Here is a 21,679-nt window from a genome sequence, read left to right as displayed (position 1 = left end):
AATTGCAGATGTTTGTTATCAAGCTTATTATAGGTAGTGCTAATCATATCAAATATTAAACCACGCTTTAGCATGCTAAAACGTGGTTTTTGTAGAGCAGAATTTTCGAAAGTGCGGCTTCTTACTCTTGTTTTTCCTCTTGTATCTTACTCTTGTTTCTTAATCGTGTGACTGGGCGCTTGAGCTAGTAGCTATTGGCATTAAATCCATGCCGCAATTTGGACATGTATCGCCAGCAATACCTGTAATCTCAGCGTTCATAGGGCAAGCGTGTGTATGCTTGGCGCTAGCATGCTCTTTATGTGAATAGTTTTTATGTACGTGGTCGCCTTTTTTAGCGCACCCTTTGCACCCTTTGCACCCTTTGCACCCTTTGCACCCTTTGCAGTTTTCGGATTTGGCTTTGTTAGCACACTTGTCGCATTTGCCTTCACCTTTACAGTTTTCGCATTTGGCTTTGTTAGCACACTTGTCGCATTTGCCTTCACCTTTACACCCTTTGCAATTGTCACACTTGGCTTTGTTAGCGCATTTTTCACATTTGTCGCACTTGCCTTCACCTTTGCACCCTTTGCAATTGTCACATTTGGCTTTGTTAGCACATTTTTCGCACTTGCCTTTATTTGGGCAGTGGTCGCCATCTGCTTGGTGAGCATGTTCTAAATTCATGCCGCATTTAGGGCAAGTATCGCCATTCTGACCTGTTACTTCTGGATGCATTGGGCAAGCATGTGACTGTTTCTGCTCGGCAACATTATGATGTGCCGCAGTGGCCACTTGTACCGTCGAGCTGATTAAAAAGAGACTTAGGACGATATAAATTATGTTTTTCATTGCTTATTTCCATTAAAGATTCGGGCACGTTGTTCTGAATGATGTCAGTGTCTGTGGTTTATAAATAAAGTGACTAATTGTTGCTACTGTTAAGGTTAAGCAATGGGAGGTCTTAGGTGCTGCGTTGGCAATATTGATTGAAAGTAGGGGGTAAGGCTGACAATTTTATTATCTGGATGATGAAAAATTTTCCAAGGTTCATGCATCAACAGAGTGTCAGCAATACTGATATAAAAGCAGTTATCACAATCCGATGAGCAAGGGGTTAGGCCATCACAATGATGGGCTTTATTATTGGATAGAGTTTCATGTAGATGGTTTGCAGAACTGCAGGCTGTTAATAAAGTCGGTGCCAGCTTTCTGTCATGGGGATCATCGGTTTCAGAACTGATTATATTGTCAGAGTGAGCGAGATTGCCTACCTTTGGCATCATAAAATTCGGATTCGCAAATACCAACTGGCTGAACAGCGTCAGTATGGTAAAAACATATATTGTCCGTTGCCGAAAAAGGGTAAACATATCAGTTCCATAAAATATTATGGCTTGAGCTTATCACCATTTTTTTTCAATGAATCTGACTCAATTCACAGTTACAAAATCAACCTATGCCTTGTCATCATCAGCGATTTAATCTGTTAACTAGATCACTGGTGTTTATCTCTAAGCTGTTTGCATTCTCCTTATACTCGGCCTCATATTTTTATCTGATTATTTCCTACAAAAGTCCGCTTTCTATTTAATTCGTTAAATATAAAATGAGCGACTAAGTGCTTCATCTAGCTATTTCTGCCTATTTTGATTAATCTTTATTAAGTCACAGCTTAAGGAGTAAAGCGATGAAAGTAAGCGACATTATGACACCCAACCCTGTTTGTATTAGTCATCAGGCTAGCTTAAAGGATGCCCACTTATTGATGCAAAGTCGTAATGTGCGTCATTTACCTGTTATCAGTGAAACAACAGGAGAGTTCATCGGCTTACTGACACACAAAAAGATGATAGCAAGTGTGTTAAATACCTTGAACAAGTACGGTCAAGGCGCACTCGATAGAAAAGAGCGTTATACGCCCATCGCAGATATTATGGAAACCGAGGCGCAAAAGTTAGGTTTAGATGAACCTCTGACCGTTGTCGTGCAGTATTTTATTGATAATAAACTAGGTTGTTTACCGGTGGTTGATGAGGAAAATAAGGTACTGGGGATTGTGACTTCATCGGATTTTGTCAAACTCTGCCAGCGATTGCTGTTGATGCAGAAGTAATATTCGCCAAGTTATATTCACCAAGTAATATGTGAAATTTTCAAACTCTTAATTTTCATACTTATTTAGCTTATATTCTATAAAATGAGCTGGAATAAATCCCGCTCACCAAACTGAATCATGGATTATTAAAATATTCTTGTATTGATAAATTGAGAGAAGCGATTCAATTTTTTAGCAAGCGATTGTTTTTGTTCAATTTGAGTGAAGTAAGCTTGGTACATTGGATCTTCTAGCATGTTTTTTTCAAAATCTTTCCCAGCCTGCTCTCTATCTGATTGATGTGGAAATAAACCGCGTAATTTAGCGAGCTCACCATAATCAAACCAAATGCCGCCACATCCTGGGCAAATATCAATTTCTATTTGATGCTTAGGGCTATAAAACTGTCTAGCCATGACAATATCAGTACATTTAGGGCAATTAATTCTTTTAGAGTAATCTAATGCTGGCGGGGAAAATTGCGCTAGATGGTCGATTAACACAGTTCCACGATTTTCATGCTGCTCATCAAAGTGAGCTAATTCATGATTATCAAAAAAGACACCACCACAAGCCTGTGAAATATCGACGGCGATACCGCCTACTTTGACTTGTTTTAAGTTTGATTCCGTTCTTGGACACTTCATAAAAACTCCTTTTATACTATAACTTACAGTATCTTAACATGTTATATCTAACTAGCAATTTGTTGCTTGGTTAACTTTGGGGAATAACAATTAATGAAACGAAATTCAAATATTCATTGTGACATGGTTAAGTCAGCCTATTTCCCTTATTGTGTTAGTCCCTATTGTTTCAGATGATTTTTTGTAGATTCAGACTTAAAAATAAAGCCAAGCTATATTAGCTTGGCTTTAATTCTAGTTATGGTGCTATTACTGCGAGAGGGTTTATTTCAACTTAAATCGACCGACTAACCCATCTAAGTCATTTGCCATTGATTTAAGTGCATCACTAGAGTTCTCAATACTTGCCGATGCGTTAGCACTGCTTTCACTGCTGTCGCCAATACTGACAACATGCTGATTAATCTCATTTATCACTGCAGATTGCTCTTCTGTGGCTGTGGCAATTTGGATATTAAGCTCTGAAATATGGTGAACATTTTCAACGATATCTTCAAGTGCTTGATGGGTACGTTGCGAAGCTTGAACACCTAGTTCTGCATGCTCACGTCCTTCATGAACAGAAGATACTGCGGCTTTAGCACCGTTTTGAAGCTCTGAAATCATCGTGTGAATAGCATCGGTAGATTCATTCGTGCGCTGGGCTAAACTTCTCACTTCATCCGCAACGACAGCAAAGCCACGACCTTGTTCACCAGCTCTAGCCGCTTCGATGGCCGCGTTTAGTGCAAGTAAGTTAGTTTGTTCTGATATGCCTCGTATAACATCTAGTACGCTGGAAATAGATTCACTTTTTTCAGCCAAAATAACGATGTTAGAAGAGACTCCTTCCATGTTTGATGCCATCTCTTTAATGGTTGAATTAGACTCTTCGACAACCGTTTGTGCGCGTTGAGCTTTTTGCGTTGCCTCGGTTGTTGCATTTGCAGCTACTGAAGCGTTGTTGGCTATTTCTGCAATGGTACTACCCATCTCATTAATAGCGACGGAGACTTGGTGTGCTCCATCACGCTGAGTATCAGCGGATGTTTTTGAGTGCAGGGCATCGGTGTAAACTTGCTGTGAGGCAGTATTGACTTTATCTGAGGTGATAGCTAGCTCTTGTACCACATTGTGTAGTTTGCTGATAAATGCATTAAACCCTTTAGCTAAGCGGCGCATCTCTTCATTGCCATCTTCATTAATGCGTTGGGTTAAATCGCCTTCGCCTTCGCCAAGTTCTTTAAAGGTATCGGCTAGCTGGTTTATTGGGCGAACTAAGCTATTACCAAGATAGATGCTGATCATCACGAATAGTCCTGCAATGACTACAAAGGTCATCATGATGTTATTACGCGAAGTCGCAAGACCTGCATAAAGCTCTTGTTCTGGCACCTGAGCAATAACATACCAGCCTAAGCTTGGAATATAGCTTGAGGCAACCATTTGTCCATCAGCGATCGCAAAGGCGTAATCGTTCTGATTAAGCAGTTTTTGACTATTAATTGAAGGGTAAATGTCAGAGAGATTTTTTTCTGCTTTATAACCGATACTCTTGTGAACCTTGATAACACCGTTACCATCGACAAGATAAACAAAACCTGTTTCTTCAATTTGGAAACTGTTGAGGTAAGCGACCATAGCATCATAAGGTTTAGATACTCCAGCCATTCCCAGTCCATTGATTTGTTTATAGTTTATAATGATGTCAGTGCCACCAGTGCTATCATGATAGATGCTAATTGATTGCTTTTCATCATTGTCTTTAAAACGGAAGAACCACTTATCGTGCCCTGGATCCATTACCCGTAAAAAACCATTTTGATTCCAGTATTTATGGGTGTTTTTATCAGCGAATGAGACATTCCTAAAGCCATTATCACGCGCAGTTTGCGTTAAATACTGGATTAAGTGCTCTTCACCTTTAGCGCTTTCGCCTTGTTCGATCCAAAGTTCAATCATGCTGTTATTAGCGATAGATTGCGTAACCACTTTCATTTGGTTGATTTCGCCATCAATAGCATTACGGATCCGTTGTACTAGGTTGGGTGTATCTGATTGTTCTATACGTGTCGAAAGCAATTGTTTGGCACTATTTTGGCCGACATAGGCGACAACACTCGTTGATACAATGACAGCAAAAAGCATTGCGGTAATGAGTCTATTGCGAATGGATAGGTTAGACAAAAAATTCATGAATACAGCTCCTACACATCTATAATTTTAAAATTTAGGTTGTGTGTTTGATGGTTAGGTTTTCCTAATCTTAGGTGGTAATTATATCGGCTTTCATGTCATAACATTTAATGTTTTTGTATGTGAAATGTGTTTTTTTTGCTATTAAAGTGGATATAACTGCTTTGTAGGACAAAAACAAATAATCACACTATTGTGAATGTTTATCTTTAGGGAAGTGAGAGAGAAAACGCATAAATATCGAATGTAGGTTTGTAGAAGAAGGCTATAAAGAGAAGGCTAGGCTTCTAGGTTAATAATAAAAGTATAAATTACTTATTTAGTTAAATCGCATTGGATTTTGGGTTTTGTTTCTTGAGTGGCAGGGCTTTACTGCCAACTAAGCAAATACTCTTTTCGACAGGTTCTCAATGAAGCTACGCCATTTATTGATGATTGCTTGATTCAGTTGCTTGATAGAAATAGTTCATTCAATCAAGTAACTGAATCAAGTGTATATTTTAGATTTAACCGTTATTCGATTTCGTCGAAATACCAATAGCCTGCGTTAACCCAGTGGGTTAATTGCTCAACCACTTCATCATCATTTAGCCATGGGCTTAAGTCTTGTGCAGTTAACTCTTGGGTATCACATAGCAGTGCAATTAAGGCTTCTTTATCTGCTGATAATTGAAGTTGCTCGCCATTGATATACAGCACACCGTCAGCAACGCTGGTTTCAAAGTACAGCGTGCGCAGGCCGCCAAGCTTTACTAAAGGTTGTAGTTTAAGTTGCTCTGTGACATCTAGGGTTTGAAACCCTAAACTTTCTTCTGGTAAATCTAGCTCACATTTAGATTGTGTTAGGTAACGACCACTAAATTCACTGACTAATGTGTCATCAAGGGTAGCAAGCAGTTGTTGCTTAATACGTTCAAGATCGCTGTTATTCACTATGCCAGAATGTTCACTGATAACGCGATCAGGATCGGCTATTTGATCGTTACATAAGTCTTTGTCGATGATGTGATCTGCCATTGCGCTAACCATGTCTTTAGCTGAGGCAGTTCGATAACCCACAGAAAAGCTCATTGATGGTTCAAGTGTCACACCGTCATGAGGGTAGCCTGGTGGTAGATATAGGATATCGCCTGGAAGCAACTCTACATCAATAATCGGATCGAATGCTTCGGTGTGCAGTAGTGCTGGGTGTGCAGAGAATTCTTTGTGTGGACCAAGGTCGCCAACTCTCCAGCGTCGTCGGCCAGAACCTTGGCAAATGAATACGTCATATAGATCAATGTGTGGACCCACTCCACCGCCAGGTGTGGCATAACTCACCATCACGTCATCTAAACGCCAGCGCGGAATAAAATCAAAACATTTAAGCAGTTCTTCAGCTTCTGGCACCCAGTTATTTAGGGCTTGAACGATTAAGGTCCAGTCTGTTTCACCCAGTTCTTCATAAGATTCAAATGGGCCAAATTCAGCTTGCCATTGATCATTTTTCTTAAATACACGGCGAGACTCAACCACATCTTCACAAGCCAGCCCTGCCATTTCTTCTGGTGATAGCAAATTTTCAAAGTGTTTAAAACCTTGACGGATCACCAGTGGCTTTTTTTGCCAGTACTGTTCGAGAAATTGTTTTGGCGTCATACCATTTAAATCTAATTGCATGTTTATTACCCACTAAAATTTGCGGCGATCCTAACAAGTATTAGCAATGAGTAATTTGCCTGAGATCATATTATGGCAGATTAGTTTTTGAAAATGATGAAGCTCAATGATTCGAAAACCAGATTCGAAAAACAAAGTCGAAAACCAGATTCGAAAACCTGATTCAAAAACCAGAGTCGAATAATCGTAACATGACTGGTATGTCGTTTAGTTTCGGGATGTTTACTGCAGGTTGAATAACTTAAGTTTATCTAATTGCCAAGATCAAGCGACCATCATTAAGCTTTTCATTCACCATTGCGCCATCTAGTTTCTGTCCTAAAGGTGATTGTGGAGTGATAACGACAATGTTTCCATCGTCGAGTTTTATGCCGCCACAAACAGGTAATAGCCAGCAATTCATGCCAGCTTCTAAGGTCACTATCGCACCAAGGTTGATGTCATCTTCGGCCGTAAAGTCTTTAAGAGGAAGCGCCGTTAAGCGATTTATCATGATATCAATATCAGCGACTCGTTGTGATTGTCCATGTGCTAAGTAAGCGGCTTCTAAACCGATTGTGTCATATTGAGTTTCTGCCACGCTTTGTTCATTGGTGGCGTCATTATGGGCATCTTCAGCTGCACTCAGTGCCGTTTGGCGTTGGACTATCAATATATCTAACAGATTTTGCAGCAAAGATTCTTTTTCAGTCATAGGGCGCTTACTTACTTCTCTTATTCAGTGCTTGTAAAGGTGCAGCTGTTAATAACAATAATTCTTGTGATGGTAAATTTTATCAAATTAATAGCAGCATTATCGGGTTATTTTCTGAGTTACCCTGAATCAATAATTATCTAATTTTTGCATGAGCGTTGAGTTAACGTCGCGTGTAAATTGGCATGGATACGGTTTGATTAGATAGTTATAAAAGTTTGATTTAAATCTAAGTTTTATCAATAAACTCATAATTTTCTAGCGGTTTTTTGTTAATTTAAATAGGATGGGATAATGAAAGCTAGGCTTGATGATGTAGTTTAATACACAAGTTAATTGACTTGAATTAACTCAAGTTTAGGTTGATAAATGTTTAGCTTTCAAAGCAAGTAAGGCCATGGAAGTGATTGTTGTATGTTCTATTTTGATTAACAGTATCAGAAGGCTATGAAACCAATAAAAAGCATGACAACAAACGCGCAATATGCGGAACTGTTTGACTCCTTAGTACGTGTGAGTAAAGGATTGAATAAGGTCAGTTCCCTCAAGGAAATGGCAGCTTTCTTACAAACAGAAACCAGTACATTGTTTCAATTGACCGATGTGTGGATTTATATCACCGATGCGAAACGAACGGGGTGGCTGAATCATGTGGCTGGTGTTGGTCCTAACGCTGAAATCATGTCTACTATAGTGCCTCACATTAACTACAATGATGATCCTATTTTCAAGAAGATGCTTGGCCAACGAAAAATCTTTTATACCGAAGATTTGTTGATTGAGCCCGAGGCAAATAAAGATGTTACTCCGTTACTTAACCTTCGAACGGTAGTGAATTATCCATTATTTGTTGATGGCAAAGCACTTGGAGTGATGGCTTTTGGTAGTTTTGGCGAACAAACCGTCATTCTATCGCCGACTGAGCTGAATTACTTCGATGTCATAACTGAACAAACCGCTCTCACTGTGTCGAGAATGCATTTTTTCGATAAATCTCAGCAAGATCATCTCACCAAGTTATCGAATCGCTATGGATTAGAAAAGAAACTGCGAAATTTAGATGATAACAATAGTGACTGTGATTCAGCACTGTGCTTCATCTACCTAGATTTAAACAATTTTAAGCAGATAAATGACAATTTTGGCCACCTTGCAGGTGACCATATGTTGAAGACATTTTCGAGTTACCTTTCAAAAGAGCTTAAAAGTGCAGATATCATTGCTAGGATTGGTGGTGATGAATTTGTGCTGGTTTTTTCTGTTCCTGAACAATGTGATATTGACGATTTTGTTCACAAAATTATTCAACGAATAAAGCACCATTGTTGTACGGTCGATTATCGAGGTAACAAGTTTCAATTGGAGTTTGCTTGGGGGCATGTTGCCGTTGACAGTAAGGATTACTCTATTAATGACTTGTTTAACGTTGCAGACATCAAGATGTATCAACTTAAAAATTCGCAAGTAAAAGTAAAATCTGCACGAGTTGTAAAACCGCAAAAACAGGTGGCTGAAAAAGCGTAAAGCCATGACTAACGATAATACGTTTTTCGTGGCTTTTATGGTTCGTATTTTAAAGCGCCATGCAATATCAATGACGATTAAGTGACTTTATTGATTGCTCACTTCCCGTTTAATTGCAGGCTTAATATCAATTAATTGAGTATGGTTTAAACAATCTAACCCTTTCACCGTGATGACCCCATTTCTTATATTTTCAATAGGCAAGACCGCTGCGCCAATTGGATTTGGGCGATTGGGAGAGCGCAAAGCAAATGTTCCCTTCACCATTTGTTGCCTGCTTGTTTGAACGAGTTCATTGCGCGACGCGTCACCTAGCCAGTATAAAATTAAAATATCTTGCCCGTCACTGAGTCCAAGTAGGCCTTCTTTATAATCATCATAAAGCGCTATCTCGCACACTGGACCATTATCTTGAATGTTATTCGGACACGTATCGATGGCAAGATATGGGGTGTTAATTTGGCCAATAAACTTTAGTGTGGCTTTTGTTGTTGCTGCTGCTGTTATAGAGGTTTTAGACATGGTCTTTCCTTAATGCTCGTTCTTTAAACTAAATAGGGTGTAAAAAATATCGTCGTGATAATGACTGCACCATCTAAAAGGCTGGTGTTAGCCGGAATTTCACTAAAAAACATAAATGCCCATATAGGTGCTAGTACAGTTTCAAGCATTAACGTCATCGATACTTCAGGAGCTGAGATGTGACGAGTTGCTACCATGGAGAAAACACGCCCTAGGGGAGCTGTAAATAAACCCATAACGCCCATAATCAACCAAGTTTCCATGCTATAACTTGAGGGAGTAGCAAAGTAAAACATCACTATGGCGAGTAATAGCCCGCCAAGACCAACAATGGCTAGCCTGCTGATATCTTGATATTTACGTAGTAATGTAAACATCAGTGCTAAACAAGTGACAGAGAACAGGGCCAATAAGTCACCTAACCAATTTCCTGTGTTCACAGAGCCCGATACCACGATAGTTATCCCAATCATGACAGCGACGATTGCGAATAAGGTTGAGCGATTAGTGGTTTCTTTTAGTATCAACCAACTGAAAATGGCGGCAATGGCAGGAGTGGCGCTTAAAATGACAAATGTGTTGGCGATAGACGTCATTTTAATGCTAAACACTAAGCCTGTTGCACTTCCTAACATGAGTATGCCTGATACCAGTATTGGCCAGCCGCTTGCTGTTAACGCTTTTCTGATCCCACGTTTATCACTCAATTTAAGTAGTATCGGCATCGAGATTGCGCTGAATAATCCAAACAAAAAGGCAGCATCGAATCCGCTAACGCCTGCATAGCGAATAAATATGGGATCGATACTCATTAGCACAGCGCCTAACAATGCGAGTCCAAAGCCTATCTTTCTTGAATTAGTCAGTGCTTTGGTTGTTGAATTTGTCATCTTAATACCTTAAAAATAAAATCATACCAGCGAGTATGATTTTAATTTGGTAAGCTGTCAATATAAATCATACTCTGCGGTATGATGTTTTTGAGCTTAAATTCACTTGGATTGATTAAAGAGCGAATTAGAACTACTGGTAAGGCTTGAAGTAAGGCTTGAAGTAAGGCTTGAAGTAAGGCTTGAAGTAAGGCTTGAAGTAAGGCTTGAAGTAAGAGTTGAAGTTAGAATCGCGAATGAGGGAGCCAGATGAGCAAAATTGAACAAAATAAACAAAAGAAGAGACTGGCTATTTTACGTGCTGCGCAAGAACAGTTTTTAACTGCGGGTTATGGCCTTGCGAATATGGATTGTATTGCAAGTGAAGCACAAATGACCAAGCAAACCGTCTATCGCTATTATGCTTCTAAAGAAGTCTTATTTAAGGCAACCCTGGAGCATATGGGAAGTCAGTTCGATGATAAGGCAACGCAATATTTATCACTGGATGATAATCATGCCGCTTTGCTTGGTTTTGCAATTGAGTACATCAGTTTCCATTTATCTGATGAGCACATTGCGACTTTTAGATTACTGGTAGCTGAAAGTGGAAACAGCCCTGAAATAATTACTAACTTTTTTAGTGTTGGGCCTGATGACGTGCAGCGAGTATTAATTGAGTTTTTCCAACAAAGATTCAATGTCACTGACATTGAAACCACAGTTGAGCTGTGGCTAGGGATGTTATTAAACCATAGAAATAAGGTGTTAATGGGCATGACTTCACCGACACGAAGTGAAATTGAGCATTACGCTGAAGCAGCGACAGCATTCTTACTTCGAGCTGTTGAGTAAAATCGATAAACTTTCATAAACGGCACCTTGCCGTAAAGTGAATTAGCTATTTATGATAATTGATGAATTACTTTGGATATTATAAATACTTTGGATGTTATAAATACTTTGGATGTTATAAATACTTTGGTGATAAACAAGCGAACATTTCAGTTATCAACAGTAAGATAGTTTGCAGCTGCATTCTTTCGCAAATATAAATACAGCTAAAACCAATACTGACAAAAATGCCATCACAGTACTCACTGGATGGCATTTTTATTACACCTGAATCAATTTTACTTTGGTGACAAATTATCTCACTAGTTCCAGTAAAACGTAAACGAGCTATTTATTTTCTAGACGTTTCTTAAGGTTTAATGCGGCATCAGCGGCAAGTAAACGCATAAATTCAGAACCATTATTTTGTTCACCTTGGCCGCCTCCAATCACAATCTCTGGCACTAAACGACTATTACCGAGACTATTAAACAATGCTGTTTGAATTTTAACCTCGGCTTTCAAAGTTTCATCAAATACATATTTTGGATCCAATGCGGCAGATTTTGCGCGCTGACGAGCCTCTGCAAGAACATCCATCCCCATAGCTTCTAGACGCTGTTGCTTTAATATTTCAGCCTGCTCTAACGCTAACTGAGATTTAACGGCTACACGTTGCTCAGCAGAAATAATCGCATTAGCTTTAACTCTTTCGGCATCGATTTGCTCTTTGATTTTTAGCTTTTCAGACTCTGCTCTTTGCTTAGCAATGGCCTGCTCACCCAAAGCAACTTCTGTGCGAGCCTGTTGTTCAGCTTTTTTCAGATTTTGTCTTGCCAGCGCTTCGTCAGCAGCAGCTTGCTTTTGCGCTTCAAGTCGAGAGTTCACTTTGCTTTCGTATTCAATATCAATGATGCTGGCATCTACAACTGTAATACCATACGAGCCTAATATTGGTGCATTACGTAACTTATGACCTTCATTATCTTGCTTGATTTTAATTGTTACTCGCTGCTGCTTACTTAACTCGTTAGGTTCATTCGAATTATCATTACGGTTAGAGCCAAATGTTTGCTCAGTAACAAAAATCCCGTTCACTAGTTGATCAGAAAAGTCCTGGCTTAACTGACCATTACCACCCGAATAATGCTGTTCAACAGACATCATTCTGGCTGACGCTTTGACATTTTCAGTGGTCGCACGCAGTAAAAGGTTAGATACCAATGTCTCTTGAGAGCCAAACTCTTCATGAATTTTCAATAACCCTCTAAGTTGCCCAGTTTCATTAGCTGGCACATTGCCTGGTAGTCTAAAACGAGCGACACCTCTGGCATCACCAGTAGTCGTATCAAGAAAGCGAATAGGAATTAATGGAACCAATGCACTCGCAGTAGCCGCTTTATCACCGGTGAAGTTGATTGAGATAACCTTGTTATAGGCCGATATTGTCCCAAAGGCTTTAAAGTATGGACCAGCTTGGTTGATAACCGTTAAATTTCCGGTAAATGCAGATTGATGAACTAATCTTTCGTCCGCTTCATTCCATGCAATCATTTGAGACACTAAGATAGCAATTACAGCAATAACCGTAATAAATGCTGCGATTAAAATAATATTTCGACGTCCGATTCGACTTGCTAAATTGGGTTTAGTCTCTAGTGACTGACTTTCCATGTCTTTCATTCTCCATATGTAATTTCTTTTTAACGAAGTAAGTGATTTCTTCCTCGCTCAGGTGAGCGCAGAAACTGCCAGAACGATGTAAATCGATAAAGGTGGCAAGTATGTCCTGCTTACTTTGTGTCTTTTTTTCTTCATTTTCTTGATGTTGATTCTTCTCAATCAGTTGAGTGATTAACTCATCAACGACTGTATCTTCATCAAATAACACATTATATTCTCGCGCTTTCTTTAAACGGTCTCTATTCAAGTTTTGATAGATGACGTAAAGAGCAGCACACAAAATAATAATGAGTACACATAACCCTGTTATATAAAAAAACATAGTTGCTACTTACTCGTGTATTAATGAGTGGTTTAAATATTTTGCCAAAAAACGTGCATTAGGCTTGTTCACTTTTTGGCAGCGGTTATCTTACAGTTTTAACAAATAAAAAACAGGTAAAGGTTGAATTATCTAATTGAAATTTAATTAAAAGCTATCCTGCCTTTAGCTTTTCTATCAATAAATTACGTTGCTATTTAGCAGACATTTTTTGAATTTATTGGAGATGAAATTGAATATGTTTGATGATAGCCAACACTTTCTTCTGTCAATTTGGACTTACTAATTGTGTCTAAACTCAGTTTCAGGTTGGTTGTTGCCTTTTAAGGTTATGATTTATGGTTAAGTAATTGAATTTTAAACCTATGAGGTTGGCTTTGGTTTAGATCGTGCACCAAACAAAAAAAGCCGTAGCAAACCGCTACGGCTGTGAATGCCTAATGCCTTTTATGGGGATCGGATCAGGCCGGGTGATGGCTATTCTCCAGCGGGAATGAGCTCGAATTCATTAGTGGCCTTTACCCCATGAACTTGAATTGCGACTTTATAAAGTGCTACAGCACCTGCTGAGGCTTTGCTTTCAAGATCTAGGTCTATCGCGTTAAAAGTGTATTGTCCTTCAGTTTCGGTTTCGGTTAATACGCCACTGCATTCATCTTCAGTTGTAGGATCACAGCTAAACGTTTGACTAACATGCCAGCGTTTCCAAGCTTTAGCGTTAGAAGATGATGCATTAGGGTCGGGATAACCTAAGTAGATAATGTCGTAAGTGCTGGCATCGGTGATGGCTTTTTCATCGCCATTATCTAGGGTGAAGGTTAATGCGCCAGTGGCAGCATCAAACTCATCAACCGTTAACACTATCATATCGGCATCATCAATCTTCACCACTTCACTCGCTGGTGGATCAACAGGATCGGTTACTGGTGGTTCAACTACAGGCGGATCGACTGGATCCGGTGCACTGGTATCGTCGTCACTTCCACACCCTATAAGCAGTAGGGAGCTAGCCAGCAAGGCGCTCAATAATTTAAGTTTCATAATGAGCTCCTTAATTGAAATGTCCGGTATGACAAGTTTGACACTCTAAGTCACCTTTAACACTGGCAGCTGAGCCCATAGTTTCAGTTGTGCCATGACAGGTTTGACAGGCTTGAGTTTCTTCTGAAGCCATCGCTTCAGGTAGAGCTCCAATGACTTCACCAGCATAAGCGCGGTTAAGTAAGTCAACAATGTAGTAAGCCATACTGGCTGATAATCGTTTACAACGTTCGCCTTTTTCGACGAAAGGTTTACCGCCGTTAGCACCTGACCAATTACTGATTGATGAATGACATAATGGGCTGTTGGCCACTGAAGTTTTACCCACAAGCTCGCTTTTCTCTGCTGTTGAGCCAATACCTGCCACAAACTCGTCAGATGATAGTGGTAAATCTTCTCTTTCGTAGTAGCGGAAAGAGGCCGAAATAACGGCTGAATTTTGGTCATTAATATCGCCGAGAATGTTGATCAACATACCTGCTGCGTTTAAGTTACCGCAAATGGTGCCTTGCCCGACAATACCTGCCCAGCCATAGCCTGCTAATGCCGTAGGGATTGAGGCAAAGTTTTCTGCATCAACACTTGAAGATTCGGCTAGTTTAGTGACGATGGAATGAAATACTTGATGCATACACCCGCCACCTGTTTCATAAGCCAGTTTTGCAGTGGCCATTGCATCTAGTGGTACATACTTTAATTTGTCACCGAGTTCTAATCTAAAGTTTCCATCAGCATCTGTAGCTGCAAAAGCGGATGTTCCGACTAATGTTGCACCGGCTGCAACAGTGCTCATTCCAATGATTTGGGTTAATGCTTGGCGTCTGTTCATACTCATAATAATCACCCTATATCTAATGTTATTGTTACTCAGTTTGTGTTTTGTTTTTATGACTTGCTTATATCTTTAAATTGGTTCGAGTTATCTCATTTAGCGCTGCTTCAATGTTTCTATATCTGAGGCTAATGCGCTGCTCGATGAATCTAATGTAAGTGATGGGGGGATTAATTTTGTGATGTAAAGCGAAGAAATATAGGCTGTGAAATGGACTTTAAATTCGCAGTTGATTGCATTTGTAAAGTGAGTAAACAATGTGAATTTTGGGTTGAGCAGGCTGCTAACGTGATTGTGATCACGTTATTTTTTAAATTAATTAACATTAAAGGCAGTTTTAACGACTCATTACGTTGCATTTATATTGTTAATTTGTGTGATTTACGTCGCATTTTGTTGTTGTTCATTGCTTTTTACTTCATAAAAATTGCAATTAAAAGCACTAAATTAAGCAGGATCACAGAATTATCTATGGGTTGTTTTAGACTGGGTTAATGAGGCGTTTTAGTGGGGAAAGTGATGCAATTAGGGCATTGCAAATTCGATGTTAATAAAGGCGAATTAGTTAATAACCAAAGTGATGAAGTTTGGCGCCTTCCTCGTGCTGAGTTACAAGTACTTACATTGTTAATTGATTACCAGGGTAAAGTGGTGGCTAAGCCATTATTAAAAACTGGCAATGGCCAAGAGCAACCATTAAGTGATGCATCAGTTACCCATGCTATTTTTACCTTAAGAGCATTCTTAGGCCCACAATATGAGTCATTGATTGAGACTGTCAAAGGGCAAGGGTACTTATTAAAGCATCACCGAAGTCGTAAGCAATCGGTGAATTTTTTTTCTCACCCTCAACGCTTTGCCATCATCGCTATTATCACTTTGGCAGTTGCACTGTTAATTAGTGGCTTGATGTTTATCCGTTTCTCGCCACCTAAAGCGTTACCTGTTTTACCTAACAGCACAGCAACAGTAAAACTGACTTCAGGCCAAACAGTTGATGTGATTTTATATTCTAGTTCTAAAACCAATTTAGCATTATTAAAAAAGCAGGGGATGCAATTACAACAAAGCCTAGCGCAATGTAATTCAACGTCTTGGAAGCGTGTTTTTTTGTCTCTTTCCCATGACGAACAGGTGCTAAATATTACCTTACGTGGCGAACATTATGGCCAATCTGTTATCCGTAATCTAAAAATTAGTGACTTACGACAACCCAAGAAATTTGTTAGCCAAGCATGGCTAAAAGGAGTTGAAATTTGTGATTAATTTTATGTGCTGGATTAACAATGATTGTACTTTTAAGAGGTGCTCACATGGTTAAAAATTGGCGTTGGGTAATCAATATCATCATATTGACCATACTGTTGAGCTGTATCGGTGTGATAGCAAATCTTACCGCTTCTAGCTCGCCAAGCTTTATGCTTAGTTGCAGCTCTGAACTGTTTAATCATCATAATGACCAACAAGATAGTAATCATTATTTACTAGTGGATCTATTATCTAAAGATGGCCAGGTTCAAGTGCATTATCGCTATTTTAATATCGATGGCAGTTCAGCTGGTACAGTGTCAATGCAAGGCAAGGTTAACAGCATTGATACTGAAAACATGATTTACGATATTTCAGTGAATACCAAACAAGAAAGCCCGTTAGCTGAACATCAACAGGTTCCTGAGCACTATCGCTACCTTTCTTATGTCAGTAACCTCAACTTAAGCAGAGACGGAATGCATAACCTTAGCTTGCAGATTATTGAACAAGATAAAACAAAGGATTTTGCCGTGGTGTTATTTCAGCCAAGTAATACAGTGTGTGGCTGCCGTTTAGTGCACTAATGTTATTTATCGTTCGCTTATGTCGGCTAAGTTGAGTCACTGCTTACCAATCATTTGGGCTTTTAATAAATGCATTAAAAAAGCGAACCATGAGTGGTTCGCTTTTTTATTATGACAGCTAATACACGCTTACCTGTTTATGGATAAGCTACTTTGAAGCGTATTAATCATCTTCAACTAACGTCATCAGAGAGGTGTTACCACCCGATGCCGTGATATCAATACTCACGGTTTTCTCTGTCAGTAGACGCAGGATCAAGTTATCGAAATACTCAGAACTGATCACAGGTAATATCGCACCTTGACGTTCAGCTAATTTCTCACTGATGTAGTGTTTACGATCGCAGTTACCATCAATAACCACACCCGATAATTTAGGATGAGCCAATAGTGTCGGTAAATGACGATGTCTTGCCACTTGGAAGATATCTTTGTCTGCGCCAGTTGCTATCAACTTATCTCTAAATACCAATGCTTCATCATGGTATAAATCAGACACCACTGTGATAACTGTATTACCTGTTGCCAATGCGGTTACTATTGAGAGTACCCAGAAGTGGAAGCTGACGTTTTCATCGGCAAAACAAATAATATTGCCGCGATTTTCCAAGTAAAGGATATTAGATTCACCTGTTGGTCCAGGCAACACCTTTGGCTTTTTCAACAGTTTTTCAATATCGATTAATTGATCTCGAGAAACCTTTAAGGTGTAATTTAAATCGTCTGCTAAGTCGTCAACAATATCAACATGGGCGATTTTAGCCAGTAACTGACGTACGCAAGAGGTACGGGTGTTTAAGTCAGTTAAACGCCATTGCTTTTCAACCTTGTTGGCTCTATCCATCAGCAATGTTGCTTCGGATATAGACTGTGCATCACAATCTTTCTCAATAGCTTGCGGCGGTAACAGGTCAAAATCATCGGCATTAGGTGTGGCTTTTTCTTTGACCAAACGTGATAGATAATTTGGCCCACCGGCTTTTGGCCCCGTCCCTGAAAGACCACGACCGCCAAATGGTTGTACACCGACAATGGCGCCAATCATATTGCGGTTGATATATACATTACCAGCGCGTGATAATCGGGCGAGATCAATTGCTCTGTGCTCTATTCGGGTGTGTATGCCCATGGTTAAACCAAAACCTGTGCCATTAATGCTATCGATGACATTTTCGATTTCATCACCTTTAAAGCGAACCACATGGACACATGGACCAAATACTTCACGCTTTAATACACTAATATCATTGATTTCATAAAGGCGCGGCGCAAAGAAGAAGTGTTCATTGTCAGCGACTTCAGTAGATATATCGCATTGATATAGCAACTTACCATAGTCTTTCATGTAATCACTGTGGGCGTTTAATGCGCTCAGTGCTTTTTGATCGATAACAGGGCCAATATCGGTACTGAGGAACTCAGGATTACCAACATGTAATTCAGCCAGTGCGCCTTTGAGCATGGTAATGACATTATCAGCAATATCTTCTTGTAAAAATAACACGCGAAGCGCCGAACAACGTTGACCTGCAGACTGGAAGCCAGATGATATAACATCATCCACAACTTGCTCTGGTAGGGCGGTTGAATCAACTATCATACAATTTTGACCGCCAGTTTCAGCAATCAAAGGCACTTGATGGCCACCGCGTTCAGACAAGATTTGCGAAATTTTTGTGCCTGTTTCAGTCGAACCTGTAAACATCACAGTTTGAATGCGTTCATCTGGCAAGATGACATTGCCGACTAGGCTACCTGGAGCAATCACTGCTTGAACAACACCAGTAGGAAGACCGACATACTTCATTAGCTCAATGGCGCGCAGAGCAATCAAGCTGGTTTGTTCTGCTGACTTTGCTAACACGGTATTACCGGTGGCAATGGCTGCAGCAACTTGGCCTAAGAAAATAGCTAATGGAAAGTTCCAAGGGCTAATACATAACACCACACCGCGCGGCTCTATGCGGTCATCTTCAGCTAATTCAATGGCTCGGTTAGCGTAATAACGGCAAAAATCGACAGCTTCTCGTACTTCATCGATACCGTCTTGAGCAACTTTACCGGCTTCTTTTATACATAACGCAATCAGTTCGTCGGTATGACGCTCTAAGATATCTGCGATACGAGTTAATAGCGCGGCGCGTTCAATGACAGATACTTGTGACCATGAAGCGAATGCCGTTTGCGCAGTGTCGATCATCGCCAGCATGGCATCTTTATCGTGGAAATGGTGATAGCCAATGATTTCATTATGATTGGCAGGATTTTTCACTGCCACAGCGCCTTCTGGCACATCAGTGGCATTAAGTTGTTTGTTAGTAAACCAGTTATCAAGTGATTCTTTTAGTGGCGTGATCTCGTTGATGTTGGTTAAATCTAAACCTTTTGAATTATCACGATTTTCGCCATCTTCACTGTAATATAAAGCAATCGGTTTAAGGATTTGCTGATTGTATTTCTCTTTTAATCGCTGAGTTTTTTCTACTGGATCTTCAAGTAGTGACTCAACCGGTTTTGACTCATCAACAATGGCATTAACGAATGATGAGTTGGCACCGTTTTCCAATAAACGACGAACCAAATAAGCGAGTAAATCTTCATGGTGACCCACAGGCGCATAAATGCGGCATTGAATGTGTTCGCCACTGACGATTTGATCATAAAGTGAATCGCCCATGCCGTGTAAGCACTGGAATTCGAAACCTTCTTTATCATCACCTGCAAGTTCTACAATGGTGGCAGCTGTATAAGCATTATGAGTCGCAAACTGCGGATAAATTGTGTCTCGGTAGCCTAATAATTTATTAGCACAGGCGTGAAATGACACATCGGTCGATGACTTACGGGTGAATACAGGGAAGTGATTATGACCGTCCTTTTGGGCATTCTTAATTTCGGTATCCCAATAGGCACCTTTGACTAAGCGCACCATCATTCTGCGGCCAACACGCACCGTTAATTCACGTAGCCAATCAACCACAAAAATTGCGCGTTTTTGGTAAGCCTGTAAGGCAATACCAAAGCCGTTCCAACCCGCTAAGTCGTCGTCGCTAAATACGGCTTCGATAACATCAAGTGAGATATCTAATCGTTCTGACTCTTCAGCATCAACGGTCAAGCCAATGTTATACTTTTTGGCCTGTAAACATAGGGCTTTAAGCTTTGGCACTATTTCGTTCATCACTCGTGATTTATGGGTAAATTCGTAACGAGGATGAATAGCAGAAAGTTTTACAGAAATGCCAGGGACTTTTCTAGGGTCATTTTTACCAGACGCTTGGGCGACTTTACCAATGGTTTCGATGGCGTCTTGGTACGATGCTAAATATCGGTTGGCATCGTCCATAGTACGAGCGCCTTCACCTAGCATGTCATAGGAATACACGTAACCTTGTTGCTCTTTTGTGGCAGCACGCTCAGTTGCTGCGACGATCGTTTCACCCATCACAAACTGCTTGCCCATGATTTTCATAGCGTAGTTCATTGATTTTCGAATGACGGGTTCGCCTAGGCGGCCAATGGTTTTCTTCAATAATCCAAAGCGATCTTTGGTACGTCTATCGGCATAATCTACCACTGAACCTGTGATTAATAAGCCCCATGAAGAAGCATTCACAAATAATGAATCACTGCTGCCTAAATGGTTGCTCCAATGGCCTTGGGAGATTTTGTCGCGAATAAGCACATCTTGGGTATGTTTATCAGGTACGCGTAAAAGTGCTTCTGCCAAGCACATCAATACCACGCCTTCTTCACTTGAAAGTGAATATTCATTAAGTAAGGCATCGATTGCACCATTGCCTGATTGATCTTGACGAATTTTCAAGACCATTTGGCGTGCGCGTTCCCACGCCTTACTTCGGGCGCTAACGTTAATTTCTGCTAGAGGGAGAATATGATCTACTGCGATGTTTTCATCTATACGATAAAAATCGCGAATTTTTTGACGGATTGGACAGTCAGAAATTAACTTACCTTCAAATAGCATGTGCTTGTCCCCAAAAATGAGTAAATATTGCGTCACCGGCAATTAAAATTATTCCAATAATTATTATTATAGTTGTCCGATAACAGCAGTTGAGTGCTGTTTCAATACGCTACTGAAACATTATTTATTTTTAGCAAATTATTTATTTATAAAGTGTGATTTACCTTCAATAATTCTAGGTGAGAATATCCTCCATCTTGCACTTCTGTGTCAATACTCATTTAGTCAAAAAGATGTAAAGTTTTTTAACGAATTTAACTCGTCGTTAACCTTTGTTAGTGCTAATTCTTGCCCACCTAGCTAGAAGCAGTAATTTGCCTATTAACGTGACTTTTAAACTAAGATTTTAAATCCGTTTTTAATCGTCTGCTTTCTGGTAAGCTCTACTCGATTTATCATTGTTTTGTTAGCGTGTTTATCGATGATTTTCAGTTATTTTTATGGTTATGTCTGTTTTAAACGACGCCTAGAGGTATAGGTGACACTGACACCATTAATCAAACATCCTTGCTGCTGCATTTATTCATGAGTATATGATGGCTACACTTGAGCAAAGCGCCTGTATTGCCTACAATAGCGCTAGATTCTATTACTACAGAGCATGCTCATGAACGATACAACTTCACAACCCGCTTTACCTGATCGCCTTTCTGTTAATCCACGCAGCCCACATCATGTTGAAGCTGTTTTTGAAAATGACATTGGCATCAAAGTTAATGGCAAAGAACGTTTTGATGTTGAAGAGTACTGCATCAGTGAAGGTTGGGTTAAAGTGCCAGCAGGCAAGGCGTTAGATCGTCGCGGTCAACCTTTATTAATGACAGTTAAAGGCACAGTTGAAGCATTTTATCGTTAAGTAGTACGGTAAAATTTCGCATTTTAAAGGCTTAGTAATCATGACTAAGCCTTTTTTGTGTCTAACTCAATGGTGGGTTAGTTTGTCGCCTTATCAATTAATCAATTAATCAACCAGT

General features: G+C 39.9%; 19 protein-coding genes and 1 pseudogene. 7 read left to right on the top strand and 13 right to left on the bottom strand.

Translation table 11 applies throughout. The features are described from left to right. Window positions 1-159: 159 nt before the first annotated feature. Window positions 160-258: pseudogene (locus Q4600_RS08225) on the bottom strand (ATPase P); the annotation flags it as partial. 57 nt (window positions 259-315) lie between these two features. Between Q4600_RS08225 and Q4600_RS08220 the strand changes: the two are divergent. Further along, complete coding sequence (locus tag Q4600_RS08220; protein ID WP_303515336.1) at window positions 316-663, top strand: hypothetical protein; 348 nt, start codon at window positions 316-318, stop codon at window positions 661-663. 266 nt (window positions 664-929) lie between these two features. Here the strand turns inward: Q4600_RS08220 and Q4600_RS08215 are convergent, their stop codons facing one another. Continuing rightward, complete coding sequence (locus Q4600_RS08215; RefSeq protein ID WP_303515165.1) at window positions 930-1,355, bottom strand: hypothetical protein; 426 nt, start codon at window positions 1,353-1,355, stop codon at window positions 930-932. Window positions 1,356-1,672: 317 nt separating this feature from the next. On the opposite strand from Q4600_RS08215, the gene Q4600_RS08210 reads away from it, so the two are divergent. Beyond that, window positions 1,673-2,098, top strand: coding sequence for an HPP family protein (locus Q4600_RS08210; protein WP_102529348.1), 426 nt, complete (start codon window positions 1,673-1,675; stop codon window positions 2,096-2,098). 128 nt (window positions 2,099-2,226) lie between these two features. Here the strand turns inward: Q4600_RS08210 and Q4600_RS08205 are convergent, their stop codons facing one another. From Q4600_RS08205 to Q4600_RS08190, 4 genes are all read right to left on the bottom strand, one after another. Beyond that, a complete protein-coding gene (locus Q4600_RS08205) occupies window positions 2,227-2,727 on the bottom strand; it encodes a zf-TFIIB domain-containing protein (protein WP_303515160.1) in 501 nt (166 codons plus the stop codon). Between the two features lie 264 nt (window positions 2,728-2,991). Further along, window positions 2,992-4,902 (bottom strand): methyl-accepting chemotaxis protein, encoded by a 1,911-nt coding sequence (locus Q4600_RS08200; protein WP_303515157.1) that lies wholly within the window; start codon window positions 4,900-4,902, stop codon window positions 2,992-2,994. 513 nt (window positions 4,903-5,415) lie between these two features. Beyond that, window positions 5,416-6,561 carry a cupin domain-containing protein gene (locus Q4600_RS08195; protein WP_303515154.1) on the bottom strand — a complete coding sequence of 382 codons (1,146 nt, stop codon included), beginning with the start codon at window positions 6,559-6,561 and terminating at the stop codon, window positions 5,416-5,418. Window positions 6,562-6,808: 247 nt separating this feature from the next. Further along, the gene (locus tag Q4600_RS08190; protein ID WP_303515151.1) at window positions 6,809-7,255 is read right to left on the bottom strand and encodes a transcription elongation factor; all 447 of its coding nucleotides are present in this window, start codon (window positions 7,253-7,255) and stop codon (window positions 6,809-6,811) included. Window positions 7,256-7,702: 447 nt separating this feature from the next. Between Q4600_RS08190 and Q4600_RS08185 the strand changes: the two genes are divergently transcribed. Next, entirely contained in the window at window positions 7,703-8,779 is a 1,077-nt protein-coding gene (locus tag Q4600_RS08185) for a sensor domain-containing diguanylate cyclase (RefSeq protein WP_303515148.1), read from the top strand. Between the two features lie 87 nt (window positions 8,780-8,866). Here Q4600_RS08185 and Q4600_RS08180 read toward each other — a convergent pair whose 3' ends face one another. Continuing rightward, window positions 8,867-9,301 carry an SAM-dependent methyltransferase gene (locus tag Q4600_RS08180; protein ID WP_303515145.1) on the bottom strand — a complete coding sequence of 145 codons (435 nt, stop codon included), beginning with the start codon at window positions 9,299-9,301 and terminating at the stop codon, window positions 8,867-8,869. A 23-nt stretch (window positions 9,302-9,324) separates the two neighbouring features. Further along, window positions 9,325-10,191, bottom strand: a complete 867-nt coding sequence (locus Q4600_RS08175) for a DMT family transporter (RefSeq protein WP_303515143.1) — start codon at window positions 10,189-10,191, stop codon at window positions 9,325-9,327. 249 nt (window positions 10,192-10,440) lie between these two features. On the opposite strand from Q4600_RS08175, the gene Q4600_RS08170 reads away from it, so the two are divergent. Continuing rightward, window positions 10,441-11,025 (top strand): TetR/AcrR family transcriptional regulator, encoded by a 585-nt coding sequence (locus Q4600_RS08170; protein WP_303515141.1) that lies wholly within the window; start codon window positions 10,441-10,443, stop codon window positions 11,023-11,025. Window positions 11,026-11,352: 327 nt separating this feature from the next. Here the strand turns inward: Q4600_RS08170 and Q4600_RS08165 are convergent, their stop codons facing one another. The 4 genes from Q4600_RS08165 to Q4600_RS08150 form a co-directional block, all read right to left on the bottom strand. Further along, complete coding sequence (locus Q4600_RS08165) at window positions 11,353-12,678, bottom strand: SPFH domain-containing protein (protein WP_229369138.1); 1,326 nt, start codon at window positions 12,676-12,678, stop codon at window positions 11,353-11,355. Continuing rightward, entirely contained in the window at window positions 12,653-13,009 is a 357-nt protein-coding gene (locus Q4600_RS08160) for a methanolan biosynthesis protein EpsI (protein WP_229369137.1), read from the bottom strand. Before Q4600_RS08160 ends, Q4600_RS08165 begins: the two co-directional genes overlap by 26 nt. A gap of 477 nt (window positions 13,010-13,486) precedes the next feature. Next, window positions 13,487-14,050, bottom strand: a complete 564-nt coding sequence (locus Q4600_RS08155; RefSeq protein ID WP_102529342.1) for a hypothetical protein — start codon at window positions 14,048-14,050, stop codon at window positions 13,487-13,489. 10 nt (window positions 14,051-14,060) lie between these two features. Continuing rightward, the gene (locus tag Q4600_RS08150) at window positions 14,061-14,885 is read right to left on the bottom strand and encodes a cytochrome c3 family protein (RefSeq protein WP_102529341.1); all 825 of its coding nucleotides are present in this window, start codon (window positions 14,883-14,885) and stop codon (window positions 14,061-14,063) included. A gap of 504 nt (window positions 14,886-15,389) precedes the next feature. Between Q4600_RS08150 and Q4600_RS08145 the strand changes: the two genes are divergently transcribed. Together Q4600_RS08145 and Q4600_RS08140 are read left to right on the top strand one after the other, a co-directional pair. Then, window positions 15,390-16,148, top strand: coding sequence for a winged helix-turn-helix domain-containing protein (locus Q4600_RS08145; RefSeq protein ID WP_248955470.1), 759 nt, complete (start codon window positions 15,390-15,392; stop codon window positions 16,146-16,148). A 47-nt stretch (window positions 16,149-16,195) separates the two neighbouring features. Next, on the top strand, window positions 16,196-16,717 hold the full coding sequence (locus Q4600_RS08140; protein ID WP_303515128.1) for a hypothetical protein: 522 nt from the start codon (window positions 16,196-16,198) through the stop codon (window positions 16,715-16,717). Between the two features lie 163 nt (window positions 16,718-16,880). Here the strand turns inward: Q4600_RS08140 and putA are convergent, their stop codons facing one another. Beyond that, window positions 16,881-20,705, bottom strand: a complete 3,825-nt coding sequence (putA, locus tag Q4600_RS08135; RefSeq protein ID WP_303515125.1) for a bifunctional proline dehydrogenase/L-glutamate gamma-semialdehyde dehydrogenase PutA — start codon at window positions 20,703-20,705, stop codon at window positions 16,881-16,883. A gap of 607 nt (window positions 20,706-21,312) precedes the next feature. Between putA and Q4600_RS08130 the strand changes: the two genes are divergently transcribed. Beyond that, window positions 21,313-21,561, top strand: a complete 249-nt coding sequence (locus tag Q4600_RS08130) for a DUF3297 family protein (RefSeq protein ID WP_102529336.1) — start codon at window positions 21,313-21,315, stop codon at window positions 21,559-21,561. Window positions 21,562-21,679 lie beyond the last annotated feature (118 nt).

The organism is Shewanella sp. 2_MG-2023 (genome assembly GCF_030548905.1).
Classification (GTDB): Bacteria; Pseudomonadota; Gammaproteobacteria; order Enterobacterales; family Shewanellaceae; genus Shewanella; species Shewanella electrodiphila.
Note: the sequence above shows the minus strand (reverse complement) of the source record. Positions and strands in the feature narration are given on the sequence as shown.